General features: G+C 73.3%; 20 protein-coding genes. 11 read left to right on the plus strand and 9 right to left on the minus strand.

What is annotated here, in order from left to right:
- Positions 1 to 99: 99 nt before the first annotated feature.
- Complete coding sequence (locus ACLWS4_RS20975; protein WP_234348233.1) at positions 100 to 534, minus strand: SCO4402 family protein; 435 nt, start codon at positions 532 to 534, stop codon at positions 100 to 102.
- Between the two features lie 255 nt (positions 535 to 789).
- On the opposite strand from ACLWS4_RS20975, the gene ACLWS4_RS20980 reads away from it, so the two are divergent.
- Entirely contained in the window at positions 790 to 2,091 is a 1,302-nt protein-coding gene (locus ACLWS4_RS20980) for an ABC transporter substrate-binding protein (RefSeq protein WP_049649970.1), read from the plus strand.
- 108 nt (positions 2,092 to 2,199) lie between these two features.
- Here the strand turns inward: ACLWS4_RS20980 and ACLWS4_RS20985 are convergent, their stop codons facing one another.
- Entirely contained in the window at positions 2,200 to 3,432 is a 1,233-nt protein-coding gene (locus ACLWS4_RS20985; protein ID WP_416874896.1) for a hypothetical protein, read from the minus strand.
- A gap of 245 nt (positions 3,433 to 3,677) precedes the next feature.
- Positions 3,678 to 5,054, minus strand: coding sequence for a hypothetical protein (locus tag ACLWS4_RS20990; RefSeq protein WP_049649968.1), 1,377 nt, complete (start codon positions 5,052 to 5,054; stop codon positions 3,678 to 3,680).
- Between the two features lie 306 nt (positions 5,055 to 5,360).
- Here ACLWS4_RS20990 and ACLWS4_RS20995 point away from each other — a divergent pair, with 306 nt between their 5' ends.
- Positions 5,361 to 6,071, plus strand: a complete 711-nt coding sequence (locus ACLWS4_RS20995; protein ID WP_053111970.1) for a bifunctional DNA primase/polymerase — start codon at positions 5,361 to 5,363, stop codon at positions 6,069 to 6,071.
- A 517-nt stretch (positions 6,072 to 6,588) separates the two neighbouring features.
- On the opposite strand, the gene ACLWS4_RS21000 is transcribed toward ACLWS4_RS20995, so the two are convergent.
- Positions 6,589 to 7,281: a metal-dependent transcriptional regulator gene (locus ACLWS4_RS21000; protein ID WP_049649967.1), complete on the minus strand. Its 693-nt coding sequence runs from the start codon at positions 7,279 to 7,281 to the stop codon at positions 6,589 to 6,591.
- Between the two features lie 220 nt (positions 7,282 to 7,501).
- Here ACLWS4_RS21000 and ACLWS4_RS21005 point away from each other — a divergent pair, with 220 nt between their 5' ends.
- The 3 genes from ACLWS4_RS21005 to ACLWS4_RS21015 all read left to right on the plus strand — a co-directional run bounded on the left by ACLWS4_RS21005 (position 7,502) and on the right by ACLWS4_RS21015 (position 10,378).
- A complete protein-coding gene (locus ACLWS4_RS21005) occupies positions 7,502 to 8,266 on the plus strand; it encodes a sugar isomerase domain-containing protein (protein ID WP_049649966.1) in 765 nt (254 codons plus the stop codon).
- A 271-nt stretch (positions 8,267 to 8,537) separates the two neighbouring features.
- Positions 8,538 to 9,455, plus strand: a complete 918-nt coding sequence (locus ACLWS4_RS21010; protein ID WP_049649965.1) for a DUF4231 domain-containing protein — start codon at positions 8,538 to 8,540, stop codon at positions 9,453 to 9,455.
- Positions 9,456 to 9,466: 11 nt separating this feature from the next.
- Entirely contained in the window at positions 9,467 to 10,378 is a 912-nt protein-coding gene (locus ACLWS4_RS21015; RefSeq protein ID WP_049649964.1) for an alpha/beta fold hydrolase, read from the plus strand.
- Between the two features lie 7 nt (positions 10,379 to 10,385).
- On the opposite strand, the gene ACLWS4_RS21020 is transcribed toward ACLWS4_RS21015, so the two are convergent.
- The 3 genes from ACLWS4_RS21020 to ACLWS4_RS21030 are packed head-to-tail and all read right to left on the minus strand — an operon-like array spanning position 10,386 to position 16,853.
- Entirely contained in the window at positions 10,386 to 11,354 is a 969-nt protein-coding gene (locus tag ACLWS4_RS21020; RefSeq protein WP_380740008.1) for a 2-hydroxyacid dehydrogenase, read from the minus strand.
- A gap of 31 nt (positions 11,355 to 11,385) precedes the next feature.
- Complete coding sequence (gene fxsT / locus ACLWS4_RS21025) at positions 11,386 to 15,393, minus strand: FxSxx-COOH system tetratricopeptide repeat protein (protein ID WP_079272748.1); 4,008 nt, start codon at positions 15,391 to 15,393, stop codon at positions 11,386 to 11,388.
- Complete coding sequence (locus ACLWS4_RS21030; RefSeq protein ID WP_380777598.1) at positions 15,390 to 16,853, minus strand: TIR-like protein FxsC; 1,464 nt, start codon at positions 16,851 to 16,853, stop codon at positions 15,390 to 15,392. The genes fxsT and ACLWS4_RS21030 overlap by 4 nt, the downstream gene beginning before the upstream one ends.
- A gap of 198 nt (positions 16,854 to 17,051) precedes the next feature.
- On the opposite strand from ACLWS4_RS21030, the gene ACLWS4_RS21035 reads away from it, so the two are divergent.
- A complete protein-coding gene (locus tag ACLWS4_RS21035; protein ID WP_074005498.1) occupies positions 17,052 to 17,246 on the plus strand; it encodes a DUF397 domain-containing protein in 195 nt (64 codons plus the stop codon).
- 247 nt (positions 17,247 to 17,493) lie between these two features.
- On the opposite strand, the gene ACLWS4_RS21040 is transcribed toward ACLWS4_RS21035, so the two are convergent.
- Entirely contained in the window at positions 17,494 to 17,850 is a 357-nt protein-coding gene (locus ACLWS4_RS21040) for a winged helix-turn-helix transcriptional regulator (protein WP_063780062.1), read from the minus strand.
- Between the two features lie 137 nt (positions 17,851 to 17,987).
- Between ACLWS4_RS21040 and ACLWS4_RS21045 the strand changes: the two genes are divergently transcribed.
- The 5 genes from ACLWS4_RS21045 (at position 17,988) to ACLWS4_RS21065 (ending at position 22,513) form a co-directional block, all read left to right on the plus strand.
- Positions 17,988 to 18,308, plus strand: coding sequence for a hypothetical protein (locus ACLWS4_RS21045; protein WP_074005497.1), 321 nt, complete (start codon positions 17,988 to 17,990; stop codon positions 18,306 to 18,308).
- Positions 18,309 to 18,376: 68 nt separating this feature from the next.
- A complete protein-coding gene (locus ACLWS4_RS21050) occupies positions 18,377 to 19,588 on the plus strand; it encodes an acyl-CoA dehydrogenase family protein (protein WP_074005496.1) in 1,212 nt (403 codons plus the stop codon).
- Positions 19,585 to 20,460, plus strand: coding sequence for a hypothetical protein (locus ACLWS4_RS21055; protein WP_049649959.1), 876 nt, complete (start codon positions 19,585 to 19,587; stop codon positions 20,458 to 20,460). The genes ACLWS4_RS21050 and ACLWS4_RS21055 overlap by 4 nt, the downstream gene beginning before the upstream one ends.
- Positions 20,457 to 21,455: a ThiF family adenylyltransferase gene (locus ACLWS4_RS21060; RefSeq protein WP_416874897.1), complete on the plus strand. Its 999-nt coding sequence runs from the start codon at positions 20,457 to 20,459 to the stop codon at positions 21,453 to 21,455. The genes ACLWS4_RS21055 and ACLWS4_RS21060 overlap by 4 nt, the downstream gene beginning before the upstream one ends.
- Positions 21,452 to 22,513 (plus strand): TauD/TfdA family dioxygenase, encoded by a 1,062-nt coding sequence (locus ACLWS4_RS21065; RefSeq protein ID WP_049649958.1) that lies wholly within the window; start codon positions 21,452 to 21,454, stop codon positions 22,511 to 22,513. Before ACLWS4_RS21060 ends, ACLWS4_RS21065 begins: the two co-directional genes overlap by 4 nt.
- A 10-nt stretch (positions 22,514 to 22,523) precedes the next feature.
- Here the strand turns inward: ACLWS4_RS21065 and ACLWS4_RS21070 are convergent, their stop codons facing one another.
- On the minus strand, positions 22,524 to 22,919 hold the full coding sequence (locus ACLWS4_RS21070) for a MarR family winged helix-turn-helix transcriptional regulator (RefSeq protein ID WP_416874898.1): 396 nt from the start codon (positions 22,917 to 22,919) through the stop codon (positions 22,524 to 22,526).
- Positions 22,920 to 22,955 lie beyond the last annotated feature (36 nt).

The following is a 22,955-nucleotide window of genomic DNA, read 5'->3' on the forward strand; positions in this document are numbered from 1 at the left end:
AGCGTGTCACATCCCGGACATGCGCCGTCCCGCTGCCCGTACTGCGGGACGGCTGCTACTGCGGGACGGCGGCTACCGCGGCACGGCGGCGCCCGGCGGTCAGACCCGGGTGAGGATGCGCAGCACGTCCAGCGACTTCGGCGGCGCGTCCGGGTCGTCCCCGTCCCCCACGGCCATCGCGACGTGCGCCTCGCGGGCGGCCCGGACGGTCTCCGGCCAGCCCGGGTGGCCGAGGTAGGCCGAGGCCGGCGCGTCCGCACCGACCTCGTGCAGCATCTGCACGGCCCGCAGCACCGCGACGTCCACCAGCGCGGCCTCGGCGGCGTCGCGGAAGATCGTCCCGACGTACTTCTCGGCCGACCAGTGGTCCAGCCAGGTGTCCTCGACCAGCCGGTAGACGGCGTCGGTCACGTCGCCGTACCCCTCCCGGCCGGTCAGCCAGGCCTCGTGCTGGAAACCGGGGTCGGACAGCATGTGCAGCGCCGAGCGCATTCGGGCTCGCCAGCGCCACCAGGGCAGGTCGTTGAGCGGCATGCCGCCCATCGTGCTGGAGCGGTGGCCCGGACGAGAAGGGTTTCGGGTGGACCGATACGAAGAATCTGTGCTGGCGGACATGGTGAACGATCGTACGTTCCCCGTCTGTTCGTGCTCCACTCGCGATCTACACGCGTACCGCCCCGGATTTCGGCGTCCGTTTGCCGTCCGTTCGCACTTCGGCCCTCTCGGCTTGCGGCGCCGGGGCTTGGCTTGCTCCGGTGCGCCGGAGGGCGCCCCAGAGAGGGAAAACCGATGACCAGCCGAAGGGACTCCTTCCAGGCCCGTCCCCCGATCGTGCGACGCCGCCGCCGACGCCCGATCGCAGCCGCCGCCACCGCCGCGGTCCTGCTCCCCACCCTCTTCTCGGCCTCCGCGTGCGGCGGATCGGCCGATGCTTCCACCAGTGGCAGCGACCTGACCGTGATGACCTGGGCCCCGGCGGGCACCGGCTCCGCCGACCGCCCGGGCATGACGGCGCTCGCCTCCGCCATCGGCCAGGACGTCAACACCAAGGGCGGACTGAACGGCCACCGGCTGCGCGTGATCACCTGCAACGAGCACAACACCGTGGACGGCGCCCGCGCCTGCGCCCAGCAGGCGGTGGACGCCAAGGCGGTCGCCGTGATCGGCTCGTACAGCCAGTGGGGCGAGGCGTTCATGCCGGTGCTGGAGCGCGCCGGCATCCCGCTGATCGGCGGCTACGGGCTCTCCCAGCCGGAGTTCGCCAGCCCGCTGTCCTACCCGGTGGACGGTGGCATGCCGGCGCTGATCGCGGGCAACGGCCGCCAGCTGGTGGACGCCGGCTGCAAGTCCGTCGCCCTGGTCCGCCCGGACACCCCGGCCGGCGACAACCTGCTCGGCTACCTGGGCACCGCGCTACGGCCGGCCGGGATCCGGCTGACGGACGTCAAGGCGCCCGAGCAGTCCTCCGACTACACCCCGGTGGTCCGCAAGGCGATCGGCAAGGACGAGCCGGGCACCTGCGTCACCAGCGCCCTGGCCGCCGAGCCGACCGGCAACCTGCTGGACTCCTACCGGCGGCTGAACCCGAAGAACACCCGGATCGCCTCGATCATCGGCAGCGTCCAGCAGTCGGTGGTGGACTCCACCGGCGGCGACTCCGGCCCGCTCGGCGGCGCCTACGTCACCAGCTGGTACCCGCCGGAGTCGGCGAAGATCTGGGACGGGCTGCGCGCCGTGGTGCGCACCGACACCACCAACGGGCACCCGATCGACGTCTCCGACCCGGGCGTGCAGACCACCTGGGTCGCGTACGAGGTGTTCCGGACGGCGGTGCAGAAGCTGGCGGAGGCCGGCAAGCCGGTCTCCTCGAAGGCCGTCTCCTCGCTGCTGGACGGCGGCGAGGTCATCGACGTCGGGATCACCCCGCCGCTGAACTGGGGCACCACCAACATGCTGCCCAGCAGCGGGTCGCCGCGGCTGGTGAACACCTGGGTCACCTACCAGGTAGTCAGGAACGGCCGGATGACCCTGCAGCAGCCGGGCTTCGTGGACATCCGCTGGACGCTCACCGGAGGCCGTCCGCCGGCCTGACGCGCGCCGCCCGGAGCGGAGCGGGGACGGGCCCTCGGGCCCGTCCCCTCCGGTCGTTCAGGGGCCGCCGTCGCTCAGCGGGCGCCGCCGCTCAGCGGTCGCCGTCGCTCAGAGGTCGCCGTCGTTCCGGTTCGGCAGTCCGCTCTGGGCGGCGATCGTGTTCCAGAGCGTGGCGGCCTGCTTCTTCGCGGTGGTCGCGGTGCCGCTGGCCTGGACGGCGTTCTTGTAGTGCGGGTTGTCCTGCTTCTTCGCGTCGCAGCCGCCCTGGGCGTCCTGCGCCCAGGCCGCGTACTCGTCGTCGGCCTGGGCCGAGGCCGTCCAGGCCGCGTTGAGCTGGTCGACCAGCTGCTGGCCGCCGGGCAGCTTGTCGGTCTTCAGCTGGCCGAGCTTGCTCTGGAGCTCGCGCCGCTTGCCGGCCGCGGCGGTCAGCGCCTGCTGGGACTCGGGCAGCTTGTCGCACTTCTGCACCGAGGCGACCGCGGAGACCACCGAGCTGCGGCTGTCGCTCGCGGTGCCCAGCAGGTCCGACAGCGGCTGCGCCTGGGCCTTGACGTCCGGGTCGACGGCCGCACCGGAGCCGCTCGCGCTCGCCGTACCGGGGGCGCCGGTGCCGGTGGCGCCGGCGGTGGCGGCCACCGGGCCGGTCTTCTTGGTGTCGTCCGTGGGCTCGCTGCCGCCGTTCATCAGGACGGCGACCAGGATGCCGGCCGCCGCGCAGCCCGCCACCACACCGCCGATGATCAGCTTGTTGGACGGACGCCCGCCCCGCCCCGAGCCACCCGCCTGGGTCGCGTCGAAGCCCTGGCCGTAGTCCTGCCCCTGCTCCGAGGCGTAGCCCTGGTGGTAGTCCTGCGCCGGGTAGGCAGGCTGCGGCTGCGCGGCCGGCGGGTAGGCCTGGTAGCCCGGCGCGGGCTGCGGCTGCAGGTAGCCGGGCTGGGCCTGCGCCGCCGGGTAGCCGGCCGTCTGCGGGTCGCCGCCGGGGTAGGGCGGCAGGTACTGGGTCTCCGGGGCCGGATCGGGCTGCGGCGCACCGTACCCGGGCTGCGCGGCGCCGTAGCCGGGCTGCGGCGCGCCCCACGGGGCGTTCGGCGCGGGCATCGGCTGGCCCGCCATCGACTGGCCGGGCATCGGCTGCGCGGGCATGGCCTGGGTCGGCAGCGCGTGCGCGCCCTCGCCGAGGTACTCCGGCTGCCCGGAGGGCTGTCCCACCGGCGGCACCGCCGAGTGGGCCTGCGGCGGGCCCGGCTGGCCCGGCTGGCCCTGGGGCTGACCGGGCTCGGGGCGGAACAGGTCGTCCAGGTTGAAGTCACCGGAGTTCGGGTACGAGCGGCGCTGACTCAACGCGATTCCTCACCTGTGCAGGACCGCGCACTGACGGCGGACCACATCTCGTCGGTTCTTGGGAGCATCACAGTTCCATTGGACGTCGCGCCCACGCTACCGGTTCGCCTCACCGGGTGACCACGTGGGCGGGACATCCGTCACGCTCCCTGCACAGACGATCCGCGGCGGCCCCGGGCTCAGGGCCTGTCTTCTGGATCCTCGCCGGGTCCGCCAGGATCCAGGAGACAGGCCCTGGGCCGCCGCTAAGCCGCCTCGGCGTCGGCCCGGGCGTGGAACTCCCGGACCACCCGCTGCTCCCGGTAGGGCTCCAGGCGGCGCCGGAACTCGTCCAGGTACTCCACGCCCCGGTTGGAGCGCAGCCCGCTCAGCAGCCGGACCGCCTGGGTGCCCGTCTCGCAGGCGCGTTCCAGGTCCCGCTGCTGGAGCTGGGCGGTGGCCAGCAGGACGAGGTCCACCGCGCGGCGCCGGACCCGGGTCGGCGGGTGCAGGTCGAGCGCCCGCCGGGCGTAGTGCTCGGCCGGGCCGGCCTGCTCCAGGTCCCGGTGGCAGTGGGCGAGCTCGTCCGCGAGGTAGGCGTCGTCGAAGTGGGCGATCCAGTCCGGGTCGTCCTCCGGGCGGCGCTTCTCCATCGCCTCCAGCGCCCTGGCCGACACCGTCTCGCAGGAGCGGGCGTCGCCGAGCAGGGCGTGGCCGCGGGCCTCGGCGGCGTAGAACATCGCCATCGCCGTCGGGGTGGCCACCGAGCGGGCGCCTTCCTGGGCGGCGCGGGCGAGTTGGGCGATCTCGCGCGGGTTGCCGAGGGTGGCGGCCAGGTGGCTCATCGAGGCGGCCAGCACGTAGCCGCCGTAGCCGCGGTCGTCGGCGGCCTGGGCCAGCCGCAGCGCCTGGATGTAGTAGCGCTGGGCGAGCCCGGGCTGTCCGGTGTCCACCGCCATGTAGCCGGCCAGTTCGGTCAACCTGGCCACGGCGGCGAAGAGTTGGCGCCCGGTCTCCTCCCGGTAGGCGCCGCCGAGCAGGCCGGAGACCACCGAGTTGAGGTAGTGCACCACCACCGGGCGCACGTGGCCGCTGCCGAAGCGGTGGTCCAGGTCGACCAGCATCGCGGTGGTCGCCTTGATCGCGGCCACGTCGGTCGGACCGACCCGGGGGCCGCCGGCCCGCGCCACCACCGGGTCCGGCGGGGTGATCAGCCAGTCCCGGCTGGGCTCCACCAGCGCGGACGCGGCGACCGTCGCGCCGGTCAGGAAGTCCCGCCGGCCGACGTCACTGCGCCACAGCTCGCACACCTGCTCCAGGGCGGCGCCGATGGTCGGCGCGAACTGGAGCCCGATGCCGGAGCTCAGGTTCTTGCCGTCCGCCATGCCGATCTCCTCGACCGACACGCTGCGGCCGAGCTTGCGACCGAGGGCCTCGGCGATCACGGCCGGCGCCTGCCCGCGCGGCTGCTGCCCGCGCAGCCAGCGGGCGACGGAGGTCTTGTCGTACCGAAGGTCCAGCCCGTGCTCGGCGCCGCAGAGGTTGACCCTGCGGGCCAGGCCGGCATTGGAACAGCTGGCCTCCTGGATCAGTTGCTGCAGACGCTCGTTGGGCTGTCGTGCGACGAGTGGTCTCGCGGCCATTGGGCTTCGCCTCCCCACACCCTCCGGTCCCGGCCGGCGGGCGACGATTCTGCTGATCTGTTGCCGACTGTCCGACCGTCCAAGGAATCTGACACCAGGTTAGCGATCAGCAACGCCAGCGGGATACCCACGGTGACGAACCGCACCCCCCTTGCGCCCTGGTAAATGCTCCTGTGCGCCCCCGCTGCGCCTGCCCTCGGGCCCTTCAACTCGGTCGACTAACCGGAACGGGTGACATTGCCGCGATGCACCCAACCGGGCGGCTCCGGGCCGTAACCAGCCTCACGCACGGTAGTTGAGCACCCCGTGGAAGACATCCCCGACGCGGACCGGAACGAGAAGGCCGCTCCGCCCCCCTTACTCATCGAAGCCGTCGGCTACGCCGAGACCCGCCACTGGGAGGTCGCCCCGGGCGCCTGGCTGGTCGACGACGGCGACGGCGGCGTCCGCTGCTCCTGCGGCGACCGGCGCTGCACGCTGCCGGGCGCCCACCCGCTGGACCCGGACTGGGCGCGGCAGGCGAGCGCCGGCCCCGGCGCGGTGCGGAGCTGGTGGACCGAGCGGTCGCAGGCGTCGATCCTGCTGCCCACCGGGCGCTCGTTCGACGTCCTGGACGTCCCGGAGACGGCCGGCTGCCTGGCGCTCGCCCGGATGGAGCGGATGGACCTCCAGCTCGGCCCGGTGGCGGTCCAGCCCGCCGCGCCCGGGCGGATCGGGCGGCGGCTGCACTTCCTGGTGCTGCCCGGGGTCGCGGCCAGGCTCCCGGAGATGCTCCGCCGGCTCGGCTGGCCGCCCGGCCGGCTGGACCTGGTCGCCCGCGGCGAGGGGGACTGGACGGTCGCCCCGCCGTCCCGGATCGGCTCCCTCGGGTACGCCCAGTGGGCCCGCTCCCCCACCGCGCTCAACCGCTGGCTGCCGGACGCCGCGGAACTGATCAGCCCGCTCGCGTACGCCTGCGGCCGCGAGGCGCCCTCGGTCCGCACCGCCGGGGCCGCCCAGCCCGCGCCGGTGGGCTGAGCCCGGGCCGCTCCCCCGACCCGCTCCGTCCGACCCGCGCCACCCGGCCTGCTCCGTTCGGCCCCGGGCGTGTCGGACGCCCCCGAGACCAGCCGCCCTCTGCCGATCGGGTGAGGGCGTGCTCCGCGCGACACCACGCGCGCGAGTGACGGGCCTTGTCCCCCACCGGGGACGGGGCCCGTCATACGCATGTCCGGATAAGGCCTCCGTGTACCCGCTGGTCAACCGGCAAAGCCCCTCGTACGAGTGACAGCACTCAAGGATTGCCATGATCGGCCGAGGGGAGGAATTGCGATGTGTGGGGACGCCGGCAGGGGCGCTCGGACGGGGAAGCCGGGCGGCGGCGACGGAGGGGAAGCGGGAGGGAACAGGAGGGGACGGAGGGGATGGGGAGGACGAAGGGGCCCGCTGCACGGGGAGCAGCGGGCCCCTTCGCCGTACCGGAGTACCCGGCGTACCGGAGTACTCAGGCGCGGTACGGGCTCAGGCGCGGTACGGGCTCAGGCGCGGTACGGGCTCAGGCCTGGGCGACGAAGACGTGCTGGGCGATGTCCTTGCCCAGCTCCGCCGCGTTGTCCCCGGTGCCGACCAGCACGCCGCCGACGCCGGCGCTCACCTTGACCGTGGAGCCCGGCCGGACGCCGGCCCGGCGCAGGGTGCTCATCAGCGCGCTGTCCGTCTGGATCGGCTCGCCGATCCGGCGGACCACGACGTCGGCCCCGGCCTCGCCCGGCTTGACGGTGTCCAGCGGGACGAGCCCGGCGTCGAAGCCCTCGCCCTCGGCCTTGGTGTCGCCCAGCTCGTCCAGGCCCGGGATCGGGTTGCCGTACGGGGACTGGGTGGGGTGGCCGAGCATGGCGAGCACCTTGCGCTCGACCGTCTCGCTCATCACGTGCTCCCAGCGGCAGGCCTCCTCGTGCACCTGCTCCCACTCCAGGCCGATCACGTCGACGAGCAGGCACTCGGCGATGCGGTGCTTGCGCATGACGCGCACCGCCAGCCGGCGGCCCTCCTCGGTCAGCTCCAGGTGGCGGTCCCCGGCGACCTGGAGCAGCCCGTCGCGCTCCATCCGGCCGACCGTCTGGCTGACCGTGGGACCGCTCTGTTCCAGGCGCTCGGCGATGCGGGCGCGCATCGGGACGATGCCCTCCTCCTCCAGCTCCAGGATGGTGCGAAGGTACATCTCAGTGGTGTCGATCAGCCCAGACATCGCCGCTGGCTCCGTTCTTCGGTGTCCTCACCGCCAATTCTGACGTACCGGACCGACAACCGGGTCCGCCCCGGGGCTCCGGGGACCCGTTTTGTTCCTGTTGACAACGATGCCGCCGGGGCGCGACCGTGCTCGCCGAAGCTTTCTCCACCGGCGGTCTGGACCACCCGGACCACCCCACCCGGCCGGATCCCCCACCGGCAGAGAGCGAAGGCAGCAGATGAACGACCTGGTCGGCCGGTACTTCGACGCGGCGATCTCCCACCTCCAGCGGGTCCGCGAGGAGGAGGCCGACACCATCGAGGCTGCCGCCGCGCTGCTGGCGGAGGCGATGACCGAAGGTCGCCGGGTGTTCACCTTCGGTGCCGGGCACTCCGCGCTGCCGGCCCAGGACGTGGTCTACCGGGCCGGCGGGCTGGTCCCGGTGAACCTGCTGAACGTGCCCGGGATGGCCGGGGTGACGGTGATGCCCGCGCCGCTGTCCAGCGCGCTGGAGCGGGTCTCCGGGCTGGCCACCGCCACCCTGGACCTGACCCCGGCGACCGCCGGGGACCTGCTGTTCGTGATCTCGCTCTCCGGCCGCCAGGTGATGCCGGTCGAGCTGGCCCGGTACGCCCGGGACCGCGGCCTCAAGGTCGTCGGTGTGACCTCGCTCGCGTACCCGCGGGAGGTGCCCTCGGCGCACCCGACCGGCACCTACCTGAAGGACCACTGCGACGTGGTGCTGGACAGCAAGATCGCGGTCGGCGACGGCGAGCTGACCCACCCCGGCGCCGAGACCACCTTCGGCCCGGTCTCCACCATCGTGACCAGCGCGCTGATGCAGGCCGTGGTCGCCTCGGCGGTCGGCCGGCTGGCCGACCGGGCGGCCGCCGGGGAGTGCCCCGCGCCGCCGCTGTTCCGCTCCGGCAACGTCCCGGGCGGCACCGAGTGGAACGCGAAGCAGATGGCCGAGAACGCCGAGCGGGTCTTCTACACCTACTGAGCCGCACTCCCGCCCGGGTGAACCCGCCGGTCCGCACCGGCAGGTCGCCCGCGCACACCCGTCGGCCGCCGCACGCCCCCACCGCCTCCCGCACGCTGGGTGCCGGACCGAACACGGGGAGTACCGGACAACCACCGGGTCTTCCCGGCCACATCCGGCCGCCCCGGCCGTCACCAGGCGTACCGGCGAGCCGCCCGGGGCAGGAGAGCGGTGCGACCGGAGCGACTGGTGGGGGCCGAACATGGCGTCTGTTGCGGGACGGACCGGGTGGGTGCGTGAGCGGGACCTGCTGCCCGAGTTCTTCTGGGCCGCCGACGCGGCCTCACTGCGCGGGCAGCGGCGCTCGGTGCTGCTCTCCGCCTGGGAGCTGGTCCTGCTGGTGGTCGCCGCGGCGACCGGCTCCGCCGACGGCGAGCCCTGGGCCTGGCCGGCGGCGGCGGCCTACCTCGGCGCGATCGCGCTGGCCGTGGTGATCAGCCGGCAGAACCCGCAGGGCCTCTGGTACGAGGGCCGGGCGGCCGCCGAGTCGGTGAAGACGCTGGCCTGGAAGTACGCCGTCCGGGCCGACGCCTACCAGCCCCCGCCGCGTCCCCTGCCGGATGCCGAGGGGCTGTACCGCTTCCAGCTCGCCCGGGTGCTCGGCGCGTTCCGGGAGACCCCGGTGGGCGTCCCGGACGCCGGGGTGGAGATCACCCCGGCGATGCGCGACCTGCGCGGGCAGCCGCTGGCGGTGCGCCGCGAGGTGTACCTGGCCGAGCGGATCCGGCTGCAGCACGACTGGTACCGCGCCAAGGCCCGCTACTGCGCCCGCGCCGGGCACTGGGCCGGGGTGCTGGGCGTGCTGCTGCCCGCGCTGGGCCTGGTGCTCGCCGTCCTGCGGGCGCTCGGCGCGTTCGGCTACGACGCGCTGGGCACGGTGTCGGCGGTGGCCGCCTCGGTCGCCGCCTGGGCGCAGCTGCGCCAGTACCGGCCGCTGGCCGCCGCGTACGCCCTGGCCGCCGAGGAGCTGGCGCAGGTCCAGCGCCAACTCGCCCAGCTGGACCTGGAGTCGATGGAGGCCGAGGAGGTCTGGGCCCGCCTGGCCCGGGACGCCGAGGACGCGATCTCCCGCGAGCACACCACCTGGCAGGCGCGCCGGGAGGTGCGCACCACCACCGACCGGGAGCACGCAACCGACCCGGAGCACTGAGGAGGCCGCAGGTGTCGTTACGGACGGTCAAGACGGCGGACGACCGCGCCCTCGCCGTGGAGTCCCTCGGCGACCCGCGCGGCCGTCCGGTCTTCCTGCTGCACGGCATGCCCGGCAGCCGGGTCGGCCCGCACCCGCGCAGCACCGTGCTGTACCGGCTGGGCGTACGGCTCATCTCGTACGACCGGCCCGGCTACGGCGACTCGACCCGGCTGTTCGGCCGCCGGGTGAGCGCGGCGGCCGCGGACGTGCGGACCATCGCGGACGAGTTCGGGCTGGAGAACTTCGCGGTGCTCGGCCGCTCCGGCGGCGGCCCGCACGCGCTGGCCTGCGCGGCGCTGCTGCCGGAGCGGGTCAGCCGGGCGGCGGTGCTGGTCGGCCTGGCCCCGCGCAACGCGACCGGTCTGGACTGGTACGCGGGGATGACCCCGTCCAACGTCCGCGCCTACAAGGAGGCCGAGCGCGGGCACGGCCGGATCGCCGACGCGATGGAGTTCCGCTCCCGGCAGATCAAGGACGACCCGGTCCGGCTGCTGAACGGGCTGCGCACCGAACTCTCCGCCGCCGACCGGGAGGTGGTGGCCGACAGCGGGCTGCGGCGGATGCTCCAGAGCAACTACCGGGAGGCGTTCCGGCACGGCGCGGACGGCTGGATCGACGACGTGCTGGCCTTCACCGCCGACTGGGGGTTCGAGGTCGGGTCGGTCCGGGTGCCGACCTGGCTCTGGCACGGCGCGGACGACCAGTTCTCGCCGGTCGACCACTCCCGCTGGCTCGCCGACCACATCCCGGACGCCGAGCTGTTCCTGGAGCCCGGCGCCGCGCACTTCGGGGCGTTCCGGGTGATGACCACCGCGCTGGCCTGGGCGGCCGGCTGGGGTGCCCCGGGGGGTTCGGACCTCCACCGGCGTCCGGGGCGCTGAGCCGCCGTCAGATGAGCTGGACCACCGGCGTCAGCGGCGCCGAACCGCCGAGCACCGCCAGCACGTTGTCCACCGCCAGGCCGCCCATCGCCTGCCGGGTGCGGACGGTGGCGCTGCCCAGGTGCGGGGCGAGCACGGCGCGCTCCTGGGCGAGCAGCGCGGCCGGGACGGCCGGCTCGCGCTCGAAGTTGTCCACGGCGGCGGCGAACAGCGCGCCGGACTCCAGCGCGGCGGCCAGCGCCTCCTCGTCCACCACGCCCGCGGTCATGCTGACCACCACCGCGCCGCGCGGCAGCAGGGCGAGCCGGCGGGCGTCCAGCAGGTGCCGGGTGTCGGCGGTGAACGGGCAGGTGACGACCAGCACGGTGGAGGTGGCGAGCAGTTCCTCCAGCGGCTTCCAGTCGGCGCCCCCGGCCTGCTCGGGCGGCAGTTCGCGGCGGTTGTGGTAGCCGACCGGCATGTCGAAGGCGCGGGCCCGGCGGGCCACCGCCTGCCCGATCCGGCCCATGCCGAGCACGCCCAGCGGGGTGCCGGCCAGCTCCATGCCGAGCAGGAAGTTCGGCGCCCAGGTCCAGGGCGCGCCGGAGCGCAGCAGCCGCTCGCCCTCGCCGAGCCGGCGGGTGGCGGCCAGCAGCAGCGCCCAGGCCATGTCGGCGGTGGCGGTGGTGAGCACGCCGGGGGTGTTGGTGACCAGCACCCCGCGTTCGGCGCAGGCGGCCACGTCCACGTTGTGGTAGCCGACGGCGTGGTTGGCGACGACCGCCAGCCCCGGGCCGGCCGCGTCGAGGAACTCGGCGTCCACCCGGTCGTCCAGGGTGGTGATCACGGCCCGCCGGCCGCGGACGGCGTCCAGCAGGGCGGCCCGGTCCATCGCCAGGTCGGAGTCGTGGCAGGTGACGGCGTGGTGCGCGGTGAGCCGTTCGATGACGCCGGGGGCGAGGCGCCGGGTGACCAGGACCGGGGGCGGGGTGCTCATGGTCCGGCAGCGTACCCCGCCCCCTGCCCGGTCAGACCGGCTGCGGCTCCAGGTCCCGGTTGATCCGCTTCCAGCCGCGCGCGGCGACCGTGTTGGGGTGCTCCTCGCCGAACTGCCGGATCAGCTCGGAGATCGCCCGGGCCCGCAGTTCGGCCGCCTGGGTGTGCCGCCCGCCCGACCGCAGGGTGATCGCCAGGTTGGCCTCGCAGGCCACCGCGTCCGGGTGCTGGGCGCTGTAGCGGTCGCAGAGCCCCTGGTACGCGGCCCGGCCGAGCCGCTCGGCGCGGTCCAGCTGCCCGTCGTCGCCGTAGGCGTTGGCCAGGTTGATCATCGCGTTGAGGGTGTACGGGTGCTCGGGCCCGACCGAGCGGGTCAGCCCCTCGAAGGTGATCCGGCCGCGCTCGATGGCGCCCGGGACGTCGCCGCTGCCCCGCAGGTAGATGCCGAGGTTGTTGGCGCAGGCCAGGGTGAACGGGTGCTCGTCGCCGAACAGCCGCCGGTGGCCCTCGAAGACGGTGGAGCAGAGGTCGCGGGCGGCCTCCTTGTCGCCGGAGGCGCTGTGGTCGGCGGCCAGGTTGAGCGCGCAGGCGAGCGCGTCGGGGGCGTCGGCGCCGTAGCGCTCCAGGTAGCGCTCGTAGGTCTCCTTGGTGATCCGGCGGGCCTCGGCGAGCTGGCCGATCCGGCGCAGCGAGACGGCCAGCGACTTGGCGTTGCGCAGGTTCTCCGGCAGGTCCGGGTCGAGCACGTCGCCGAGGTCGGAGGTGACCTCCTGGAGCAGGTCCACCGAGCCGCGGTAGTCGCCGAGTTCGCGCAGGTCGCGGGCCAGGTTGGACTTGGTGGACAGGGTGTAGGGGTGCTTGGGGCCGAGGACGGCGGTGCGCCGGTCGAGGGTCTCCTGGTCGAGTTCGCGGGCCGCCTCGCTGTCGCCGACCAGCCGGTAGTCGATCGCCAGGTTGTTCGCCATGGAGAGCGTGCGCGGGTTGTCGTCGCCGAACAACTCGCGGAACTGGTCGAGGATTTCGCGGTCGAGGTCGAGGGCGGCCTGGAACCGGCCGAGCGCCCTGCGGTCGGCGCCGAGCGAGCCGGCCGTCATCAGGGTGTACGGGTGGTGCTCGCCGAGCAGGGCCCGCTGGCGCTCCAGGGTGTCCTCGTCCAGGGCCAGCGCCTCGCCGTAGTTCCCCTGGGAGCGCAGCACGTTGGCGAGCTGGAAGCGCAGCAGCAGGGTCTGCCGGTCGTCCTCGCCGAGCTTGCCGGTCCACTCCACGTCCAGGGCGTGGCCGAGGTCGCGGGCGCGGTCGAGCTCGCCGCGCTTCCACAGGTAGCGGACCCGGTCGATGAGCAGCTGGCGGGTGTCCGCCTCGTCGCAGTTGTGCGCCTTGGACGGCGACAGGTGCGGCCAGATCTCGTCGAAGGCGGGCCAGTTGGCCGGGTCGTCGGTGTCGCCGAGGACGGGCCGGGCGCCGGTGAGGATGCGGTGCACCTCGTGGACGGCGACCTCCTGCTCGTCGGCGGTCATCCCGGCCCGGATCACCGCCTGGACGAGCCGGTGCACCTGGAAGCTGTTGCTGCCGGCGTCGACCTTGGCCAGCGCGTACCGGCCGATCGCCTGGATCACCTTGCCCAGCATGAACTTGTCGCTGAGGTCGGCGTCGAACCGCACCAGCGCCCGGATCATCTGGTCGCTGTAGAAGAGGTTCATCGAGATCGGCTCGGGCGCGAAGAACGCGCAGAGCTGGAGCAGCCGGACGGCCGCCGGGGACTGCTGGCGCAGCCGTCCGATCGACACGTTCCAGGTCGCGGCGACCGGGGTCGGGTAGTCGGCCGGGCGGCCGACGGCCAGCGCGCGGGCGGCCTCGGCGTGCAGCTGGGAGACGTAGGTCTCCACCGGGGTGCCGGTGGTGTCCAGCCAGGCGGCGGCCACCTCGACGGCCAGCGGCAGGTCGCCGACCGCCTCGGCGACCCGGTCGGCGTCCGGGCGGGAGAGGCTGCGGGCGCGCCGGCACAGGTGCTCGACGCTCTCCCCGCGGGTGAAGACGTCGACCTCCAGCGCCTCGGCGTGCCCGGTCCAGGCCTGGTTCCGGGAGGTGACCAGGATGTGGCCGGAGCCGCCGGGGAAGAACCGGCGGATCTCGGCGGGCTCGTCGGCGTTGTCGAAGATCAGCAGCCAGCGCGAGGTGGGCACGCCGCGCCGCAGCGCCTCCCGGGCCGCCTCGGCGGCCTCGGTGACCGAGTCGCCGACCCGCAGGCCGAGCCGGCGGGCGAGTTCGGCGAGCGCCGGGGCGACCAGCTCGATCTGCTCGGCGTCGATCCACCAGACCAGGTCGTAGTCGGACATGAAGCGGTGGGCGTACTCCAGGGCCACCTGGGTCTTGCCGACGCCGCCGAGCCCGTACAGGGTCTGCGGGGTGGGCAGCACGGCCGCCATGCCGCCGCGCAGCTGGTTGCGCAGCTGCTCCAGGACGGCGGCGCGGCCGGTGAAGGAGGGGTTGCGCGGCGGGACGTCCCACACCGAGGGCTTGCTGCCGGGGAAGCGCGGGCCGCCGCTGGGCGCTTCGTCGAGCGGGGAGTCGCCGCGGCCGAGCGCGCGCAGCAGGCTCTGGATCGACTGGGTCTCGTCACGGCCGACCAGGTCGACCGGGTTGCGGTTGCTGAACGGCGCGGTGAGCCGGACGTCGCCGACCCGGACCGGCAGCAGCTGGCGCCGGGTGCCGGAGGGGTCGGAGCTGACCACCGACTCCCACAGCGCCCGCGCCTGCGGGGAGCGCTGGTAGGCGGGCGAGAGCACGGCGACCGTCCGGTACGCGGAGTCGATGCCGCGCTCGGTCTCCTCGCGCGGGTCGGTGCCGGCGCTGAGGTCGCGCGGCAGCACCCGGAAGCCGGCCCTGGTCAGGACGGACTCGATCCAGTCCGCCCACATCCGGTCCTCGGGGACGTAGGACAGGTAGAGGTCGGCGGGCACGGACGGGCGGCGGCGGGTGAACGCGTCCACGTAGCGCAGCCGCACCTCCTCGTCCATCGGCGGCAGGCCGGCCGCCCGGCCCTCGGTGATCATGGAGGTGAGCCGCTCGCAGGCGGCCAGCATCGAGGTGGGCGTGCCGGTCTGGTCGCCGAAGGTCGCGAGGATCTCCTCGTAGGCGTAGAACGGCCGGTACGGGATCTCCACCGAGCCCCAGTACTGGGCGAGTTCCTCGCCCTCGAAGCCGGTCGGCAGCCCGTCGAAGCGGACCCGGGCGAGGGCGCGGCCGGCGTCCGCCTTCTCCTTCTCGCCCTCGTCGATGCGCATCGGGACGGGCAGGATGCGGATGCCGCGCTCGCGGTAGCGGTCGTGGATGTGCTGGGCGATCCGGGAGGCGCCGTCGATGGACTGGTCGCTGAGGGTGAAGCAGACCACCAGGTCGTCGGGCATCTGGACGGTGCAGATCTCGGCGATGTCGGACAGGCCGGTGCGGGAGTCGATCAGCACGTAGTCGTAGCGCTTGGCCATGTCGGCCTTGAGGGCGTCGAAGAACTGCCCGCCGTCGAAGCGGTCGTAGAAGATGTCCCAGTCGAGGTGGGTGACGGCCTCGGAGTAGTCGCGGTTGAACTGGCCCGCGGAGAGGAAGTCCAGGCTGCCGCCGGCCGGGAAGTGCGGCCAGATGAGCGAGAGCGCGTGCGGGTGCACCCGGGCGAAGTCCAGGTGCCAGCCCTCGGCGTGCTCGACCGGGCGCAGCGCCTCCTCCCGGTACTCGGCGATCAGGTCCATCATGCCGGTGGTGCCGGCCAGCGAGGCCTGGTCGAGGAACGGGTGGAAGAACTTGGCGAGGCCGGGCGCCTCCAGGTCCCAGTCCACGGTGAGCACCCGGAACCCGTTGGCGGCCAGGATCCAGGCGGTGTTGGCGAGCGCCATGGTGCGGCCGGTGCCGCCCTTGTACGAGTAGAAGGTGATGATCCGGCCGTTGCGGTCCTGCTCCGCCGCCTGCCGCCCGGCCTCCCGCTGGGCGGCCAGGTCGGCGGCGGTGAGCCCGCCGAGGCGCAGGTTCCTGGTGACGTTATCGCTCATCGTGGTCCTCGTCCTCCCAAGGGCGCCATCCCGTCATCGGGTTCATCGCCGTCGTCGCGGTACGGTGCGTGCTCGCGGTGCGGGTCGTTGCCGTTGTTCCGACTCCGGTGCTGGGTGCGGCCGTTGCCGTTGCTTCTGCTGTCGGCGGGGTCGTCTCCCTGCTCGTCCCCGAAGGGGTCCGCCGGGGCTCCGTCCGACCCGTACCCGCCTCCTGGGCGCCGGAACGCGTCCCGCAGGCTCGGCCGCGGTGGCGGCGGTTCCTCCGGTTCGGCCCGGGTGCGGCCCTCGAAGGCGTACTTGGCCTTCATCGCCGCCCGGGGCAGCGCGTCGTCGAAGTCCTCCAGCGTGTGCAGCCCGGTCGGGCCGGTCGCGCCGAGGAAGCTCGGCCGGCTCGCCCGCCGGGTGATGCGCAGCGCATCGTCGCTCAAGTCGCCGAGTTCGTCGGAGCGTTCGGCGCACTCGGGGTCGTCACCGTTGAACGGCTCCAGGATGCTCACCCAGGTGGCGTCCGAGCGGTCGAAGCGCCGGACCAGTTCGCGCCGGCGCGGATCGCGCAGCGCCCAGCGGTCGAGCAGCAGCAGGCCGGGCGCCTCGGCGTTGCCGTCGATGATCGACTCCACCTCGTCGTCGAACTCGTGCACGGTCGGCTGGAACCCCAACTGCCGGGCAAGGCGGGCCGCGTGCTGGGCGATCGGCGAGCCGACCGGCCGGTACGGGTGCCAGTCGGTGCGCCGTTCGCCGTAGTAGTCGGGGCTGCGGTCGGCGGGCAACTCGTTCTGGTGGTAGGAGAGTACGGAGATCCGCAGCTGCTTGGTCGGGGCGGTGACGTTGAAGGCGCTCGGGAGGGTGTTGAACTCCAGCCGCCGCCCGACCGGGATCACCGTCTCCTCGGCGACCTGGACGATCCGGGCCGCCAGCCGGTGCACGGCCAGCTCGTAGGAGGAGCGGAAGTAGCTGAGCTTCATCAGCGCGTAGAGCCCCTCGGTGGCGTACTCGGGTCCGAAGCTCGTGTGGTTGAACTGGAGTTCACTGGCCACGTTCGGCAGCCGGTAGCGGCTCATCGGCGCCCACAGCACCGGCACGATGCCGCTGGTGCGCTCGGAGTCGAGGTTCGCCGGGTAGACCGGCCGGCGGGTGAAGGCGTGCCACTCCTGGCCGCACGGGACGCTGTTGAAGTACCTCGGGGAGTACAGGGGTACGAAGACCCGGCACGTCGCCAACTCGTCGGACAGCCGTTCGGCCCACAACTCGCCCTGGTGCATGGACTCGTCCATGAAGCCGACCGCGACCCCGTCCGGGACGGTGGTGAGCTGCAGCACCGCCTCGCAGAGATCCCGGTACAACTGCCTGACCCAGTGGTTCGGGTCGCTCGCGCCCCGCGCACCGGCCTTGGGGGTGTGCGCGTAGGAGAGGAAGAAGTACGGCCGGGCGTCGTCCTCGTCCCAGCCCCGGTCAGTCACACGCGCCTCCCCCGGGCCCGTCGGCAAACCTGCCTCCCGCAGCCCCCGTGCGGCGGGGCTTCAGTGTAGGAACGACTGACACCCCAATGGAATAGCACAACGTCTCGCACGAATTGACATGACCGAAACGATGCCGCCACCCGTGCACAGGGAGCAGTACCCTCGTTCCGGCCGCCACGCACCACCAGGAGGGCATCCGTGGACCACCTCGACTGGCAGAGGTCCAGCACCAGCAGCGACAAGGATGACTGGATCGAGATCGCCTCCGCGGGCGACCACGTCTACATCCGGCAGTCCAACGACCCCACCCTCGTCGTCACCACCACCCGCATCAAGTTCAACGCCTGGGTCCGCGGCGCCAAGGCCGGCGAGTTCGACCACTTCGTCGCCTGACCCCGCCGGGCCCCTGAGGCGGGAACGGGAAAGCCGGACAATTCAGCGCCTTTCCCGATTTCTCCCGCGGACTTCCGCACCGCCGCGGACCCGGCCGGTTCCGCGGTGCGGAATGGGCCGGGCCCGCGGTCGACCGGCTATTCGCCGGGCCGCGCGTGCGAAGAAATCATTTCCACAATGTTTCGGCCGGTTGCACCGCACCGGAACGACGCCCTGATCCCATACGATCGCGCGCCCGGCGCCCCGGTCAGCCGACGGCGGCCAGTTCGAGGTCCGCGTACGCCTGGCGCGCCCGCTCGATGTCCTCGCCGTACAGTTCCGACCAGGCGACGATGCCCTCGACCAGTCGCAACAGGCTCTCCCCCATGGGCGTGAGCTCGTACATCACGGCCGGCGGACGGCTCCCGACGACCCGGCGCCCGATGAAGCCGTCCCGCTCCAGGCGGACCAGCGTCTCGGACAGCACCTTGCCCGAAACGCCCTCCATGCCGGATTTCAGATCGCAGAATCGTCGCGCACCGGCGGAAATCTGCTGACAGGCGAGCATCGTCCACCGCTCGCCAATGCGGTCCATTACCAGACGCGCAAGACAGTCACCATTCATTTCGGTCTCCCCCCGTGGACCGGCTGTTACTTCGGGGTAACCATAACTCCCCGGGGTGCGGTCGTCACGGTGAAGTGGATCACGGTCCTGATCTATAACTGGGGACCTCCTCGATCACCACTTCCCAGGGGTTCCCCATGACCATTTCGCCCGAGAAGACCGTCACGGCCCTCGCCGCGGCCGCCCAGGCCGCGCCCGAGTGGGCCGCCGCGGGGGCCACCGTCCGCTTCGTCCTCAGCGACCCCGACACCGAGGTGACCCTCGACCCGCAGGGCCGGACCACCGACGACGCTCCGACCCACGTGCTGCGGATCAGCTGGGCCGACCTGCTGGACATCACCTCCGGCCGACGCACCTTCATGCGCTCCGTCACCGGCCGCCGGCTGTCCTCGCACGGCCCGGTGATGCAGACCTTCGCTTTCGGCCAGGCCCTGGCGGCCTTCGGCCTCGGCCGCTGAGCACCCGGAGTCCGGAATCCCGGACTCCGAGCCCTCCGGACGTCCACCACCCCAGACAAGGAGCACCCATGTCCACCCTCCACTCCCCCGCCGACCACCCGCTGCTCGCCGCCCACGAGGCGGACGCCCTGCGCACCGTGGTCGCGTTCGCCAAGGACCAGGTGGCCCCCGGCGCCGCCGAGCGCGACGCCGTCGAGAAGGGCCAGGTGGACTGGGACACCGTCCGCGCCGGTCACCAGGTCGGCCTGCTGCGGATGGCGATCCCCCGGGAGCTGGGCGGCCTCGGGCTGAGCCAGATCGCCGTCTCGCTCGTCCTGGAGGAGCTGGCCGCCGCCGACCCCGGCATGGCCGTGGTCTTCGGCGCGACCGGCCTGTTCCAGACCCCGATCCTGATCTCCGGCGACACCCGCCTCCAGGAGCGCTACCTGCCGAAGTTCCTCGGCCCCGACCCGGTCCTGGCGTGCAACGCCGTGGCCGAGGAGCGCAACGGCACCGACCTGGTGCTCCCGCAGAACGCGCCGCACGCCCAGGAGATGACCAGCGCGAGGCGTTCCGGCGGCGAGTTCCTGCTGAACGGCACCAAGCGGTACATCACCAACGCCCCGGTGGCGACGTACGCGACGGTCATGGCCAACCTGGAGGGCGAGCCCGGATCGACCGGCCTGACCTGCTTCGTCACGGACCTGGAGCAGGACGGCGTCACCCGCGGCGAGATCCACGACAAGGTCGGCTACCGGACCGCGCCGGCGGGCGAGCTGGTCTTCACCGACGCCCGGGTCCCCGAGGAGAACGTCCTCAACGGCCTGGCCGGCGGGTGGGACCTCAACGTGGCGATCGGCAACGTGACCCGGGTGACCTGCGCGGCACTGGCCACCGGCATCGCCCGGCACGCCCTGGAGCGGGCCGTTGCCTGGAGCGGCAGCCGCCGGCAGGGCGGCCGGCTGCTGTACGAGCACCAGATGTCCGCGCGCAAGCTCGCCGACATGGCCGCGCGCGTCTCCGCCTCCCGGGCCCTGTACCTGGACGCCGCGGTGAAGGCCGACAACGTCATCCCGACCCCCGCGTACGAGCCGGCCGTCGCCAAGCTGGTCGCCGACCGCGCCGCCATCGACAACGCCGACGCCGCCATGGCCCTGATCGGCGCCCAGGCCTTCCAGCGCGGGGACGGCATGGACCGGGTCCTGCGGGACGCCTACGGGCCGCGGATCTACGAGGGCTCCCCCGAGGCGCTCGCGCTCGTGATCACCGGTGAGCTGTTCTCCGTCCCGGAGATCCGATGACCACCGCCCTCGCCGACCGCCACCGCGACGACCTCCTGCGCGACGGCGCCGACATCACCCTGCCGGGCCTGGAGGAGTCGCTCACCGGGGACCCGCTCTTCCACGCGGTGAGCCCCGAGGGGCTGCTGGTCCTGACCGTCGCCGGCGCGCGGCTGCCGGCCGCCGCGCTGGAACAGGTCTACCGCTTCCGCCTGGTGCAGTACCTCCAGCGCGGGTGGGTCGACGCGGCCGCGGTGGCCGCCCGCGGTCTGCGCGCCGAACCGTACGACGAGTTCGCGCTGCGGGACTTCCACACCCTCGTCGTGGAACGGTCCACCGGGCGCCTGCGCGGCTACGGAACCCTGGCCGCGGCCCGCGACCACGCCGACACCCCGCTCGGCGACCCCGGCCACCGGCCGTTCGTCGTCGAGCGGGACTACGCCCTCCCGCTGGCCGAGCACCTCGGCCCGCGGACCCCCTCGCACCTGGTGCGGGAGGGCAAGCGCCTGGTCCGCGACTACGCGATGCCCCGCTCGCAGGCCGCGGTCAGCGTCCCCTGGTGGGTCTACCTGGCCTGGGCGGCCGGCTGCCTGGAGGTGCTGGACAGCGACCCGGCCGCCGCGATCGTGGGCGACGGCAAGCTCGAAGGGGCCGTCAACCAGCTGCGCCTGCTGGGCTTCGCGGTGCGGACGCTGGATGTCGCACCCGTCCCGCCCGACCCCACCGACCTCTTCGCCCCCATGTGGGACCAGCAGGAGCGCTCGTACCCCTTCGTCCTCACGGACGACGGGGCGCTGCGGCCGACGCTGGAACACCTGCGGACCGTGCTCGGCTCCGGCCGGGAGGGCTCGGTGCGCTCCCGACTCGTCGACTTCCTGGAGGCCCGGTCATGACCGCGATCGACGTGGAGACCCCCGAACAGGCCCGTGAGCTGGACGAGGCGCAGTTCTACGCGTGCCTGACCCAGCGCAACCAGGGCCTGATCCCGGACGAACTCCAGGAACGGATCGGCCGGACGCGCCTGCTGATCGCCGGCTGCGGCTCCATCGGCGGGGCCACCGTCCAGCCGCTCGGACGGATGGGGTACCGGCACTTCGTCCTGGCCGACGTGGGCACGTACGAGCTCAACAACCTGAACCGGCAGAACGCCACGGTGGACGACCTGGGCCGGAACAAGGCCTCCGTCGGCGTCGATCTGCTGCGCGGGATCAACCCGCACGTCGACGCCCGGGTCGTCCCGGACGGCATCACCGCGGCCAACGTCCGGGCGCTGGTGGAGCAGGCGGACGTGATCGTCGACGGTGTCGACGTCACCACCCCCTCGGGCCTCGCGGCCAAGATCCGCCTGCACCAGGAGGCCTGCCGCCAGCGCAAGCCGCTGGTGACGGCCTGGGACATGGCGGGGATGCTCGCCGCCCAGTGCTTCGACTACCGGGTGGTCCGGGAGATCTTCGACGGCCAGATCGCCCCGGGCGACGAGGAGCGTCTGGACACCTGGGAGGTGGTCTTCCGGATCGCGCCCCGGGCGCACATCCCCGGCGAGATGTACCGGGAGCTGCGCCGCGGCCTGGCCCGGCCGGACTACAGCGTTCCCCAACTCACGGAGGCGGCGACCCAGTTCGGCGCGCTCGCGGTGCACATGGTCAACGTCCTGGTCTCCGGGCGGCCCCTGCCCCGCACCGTCGCGGTGGACGTCCACCACGTCGCGATGACCAGGGGCCGGCGCCTCGTCGACCGCCTCCACCGCCACCTGGAGCGGGCCCGTTTCCTCGCCTGGCTGCCGCCGGAGCAGGCCTGGAACGGCTTCGCCCCCGCACCGGTCTACCGGGCCCGCCGCCAGTGGGCCCTGCGCACGGCCGGCCCGTCGAGAGAGAGGACAGCACCATGACCAGTGACTTCACCTACACCGACATCCGCAGCGCCGGCATCCGGCTGACCGCAGAGGAGTCGGAGCAGATCGCCCGGGCCGCGCTGGCCGTCGCCCTCGACTTCCGCGGGCACTCGCTGCACGACGCCGGTCTGCTGCACGCGGTCGAGCTGGCGGCCGCCGCGCTGCCGGCCCCGGTCCGGCGGGCGCTCATCGCGTTCCGCGACCGCAGCAACGCCGGCGGCTGCCTCCTGCTCACCGGCCTGCCGGTCGGAACGCTGCCCGCCACCCCGGACCGGCCGGAGTCGGAGCCGACCTGGTCGGAGGTCCCGGTGGCGACGATCAGCCAGCTCATGGTCATGTCGATGCTCGGCCGCTCCATCTCCTACAGCGATGAGAAGGACGGCCGGCTGGTCCAGGACGTCTGCCCGAAGCGCGGCGCCGAGCAGCGCCAGGAGAACAGCGGCTCCGTCCTGCTGGAGCTCCACACGGAGGACGGCTTCCACCCCAACCCGCCGCACTTCCTCAGCCTGGTCTGCCTGCGCGCGGACCACGACCAGGTCGCCGCCACCGTCAGCGGCGGGATCGGCGACGCCCTGCCGCTGCTGGACGCCGAGACGGTGGCGGCCCTGCGGCGGCCGGAGTTCCGGACCAGGTTCAGCTCCTCCTTCGTCCCGGACGCCTCGGTGGGGGTGCTGACCGCGCCCATGCCGGTCCTCTCCGGCGAGGAGGACTGCCCGGACCTCATGGTGGACTTCCACGCCACCGTCGCGACCACGCCGCGGGCGCGGACCGCGCTGGAGCGGCTGGAGGAGGCCGTGCGCCGCACGCTCAAGGGGCTGGTGCTCCGGCCGGGCGACCTGATCATCCTGGACAACCGCCGTGCGGTGCACGGGCGCACCGACTTCACCCCGCGCTACGACGGGAACGACCGCTGGCTGCGGCGCTCCTTCGTGGTCACCGACCTGCGGCCGCTCAACGGCCACCTCGGCCAGGGCGGTCAGGGCCGCAGCCACCGGCCGGTGACCCCGGTGGCGGCCGGCGCCGAGCGCGTGCTGGTGGGCACGGCCGGCGTCTGACGCCCCGGGCTCAGGCCATCCACACCCGGGCGTCGGCGTTCTCGTCGGTGATCCGCTTCAGTTCCCCGTCGACGGTCGCGGCCGCCCGCCGGAAGACCTCCCGCCCCGCTTCGGTGAGTCGGATCTGGTAGCTGCGGCCGTCGCCCGGGGAGGGCCTGCGGTCCACGTACTCCGCGTCGACCATCTGCGTCAGCATCCGGGAGACCTGGGGCTGGCTGCGCGAGGTGCGGGTACTGACCTCTCCCGGGCGGACCCAGTCCCCCTCCGCCCACAGCACCTCCATGATCTCGTACGCGGTCACGCAGAGGTCGAACTCGTCGGACAGGGTGTGCTCGATCCTCTGGTTCATCTGCGCGCAGACGCGCACCAGGGACAGCCACCGATCGGCAAGAGGAGTGTTCGCCACGCTCCGCAGTCTAGATCCGACCCCCCTTCCATGTCG

The organism is Kitasatospora sp. SC0581, from assembly GCF_048159585.1.
Classification (GTDB): domain Bacteria; phylum Actinomycetota; class Actinomycetes; order Streptomycetales; family Streptomycetaceae; genus Kitasatospora.

What these genes read in the sequence shown, in the direction of transcription:
- ACLWS4_RS21050 (WP_074005496.1), top strand. Translation starts at nt 18,377, where the DNA reads ATGTCCACCCTCCACTCCCCCGCCGACCACCCGCTGCTCGCCGCCCAC.
- fxsT (WP_079272748.1), bottom strand. Translation starts at nt 15,393, where the DNA reads ATGAGCGATAACGTCACCAGGAACCTGCGCCTCGGCGGGCTCACCGCC.
- ACLWS4_RS20990 (WP_049649968.1), bottom strand. Translation starts at nt 5,054, where the DNA reads ATGGCCGCGAGACCACTCGTCGCACGACAGCCCAACGAGCGTCTGCAG.
- ACLWS4_RS21045 (WP_074005497.1), top strand. Translation starts at nt 17,988, where the DNA reads ATGACCATTTCGCCCGAGAAGACCGTCACGGCCCTCGCCGCGGCCGCC.
- ACLWS4_RS20980 (WP_049649970.1), top strand. Translation starts at nt 790, where the DNA reads ATGACCAGCCGAAGGGACTCCTTCCAGGCCCGTCCCCCGATCGTGCGA.
- ACLWS4_RS21020 (WP_380740008.1), bottom strand. Translation starts at nt 11,354, where the DNA reads ATGAGCACCCCGCCCCCGGTCCTGGTCACCCGGCGCCTCGCCCCCGGC.
- ACLWS4_RS21000 (WP_049649967.1), bottom strand. Translation starts at nt 7,281, where the DNA reads ATGTCTGGGCTGATCGACACCACTGAGATGTACCTTCGCACCATCCTG.
- ACLWS4_RS21055 (WP_049649959.1), top strand. Translation starts at nt 19,585, where the DNA reads ATGACCACCGCCCTCGCCGACCGCCACCGCGACGACCTCCTGCGCGAC.
- ACLWS4_RS20975 (WP_234348233.1), bottom strand. Translation starts at nt 534, where the DNA reads ATGCCGCTCAACGACCTGCCCTGGTGGCGCTGGCGAGCCCGAATGCGC.
- ACLWS4_RS21060 (WP_416874897.1), top strand. Translation starts at nt 20,457, where the DNA reads ATGACCGCGATCGACGTGGAGACCCCCGAACAGGCCCGTGAGCTGGAC.
- ACLWS4_RS21065 (WP_049649958.1), top strand. Translation starts at nt 21,452, where the DNA reads ATGACCAGTGACTTCACCTACACCGACATCCGCAGCGCCGGCATCCGG.
- ACLWS4_RS21040 (WP_063780062.1), bottom strand. Translation starts at nt 17,850, where the DNA reads ATGAATGGTGACTGTCTTGCGCGTCTGGTAATGGACCGCATTGGCGAG.
- ACLWS4_RS21005 (WP_049649966.1), top strand. Translation starts at nt 7,502, where the DNA reads ATGAACGACCTGGTCGGCCGGTACTTCGACGCGGCGATCTCCCACCTC.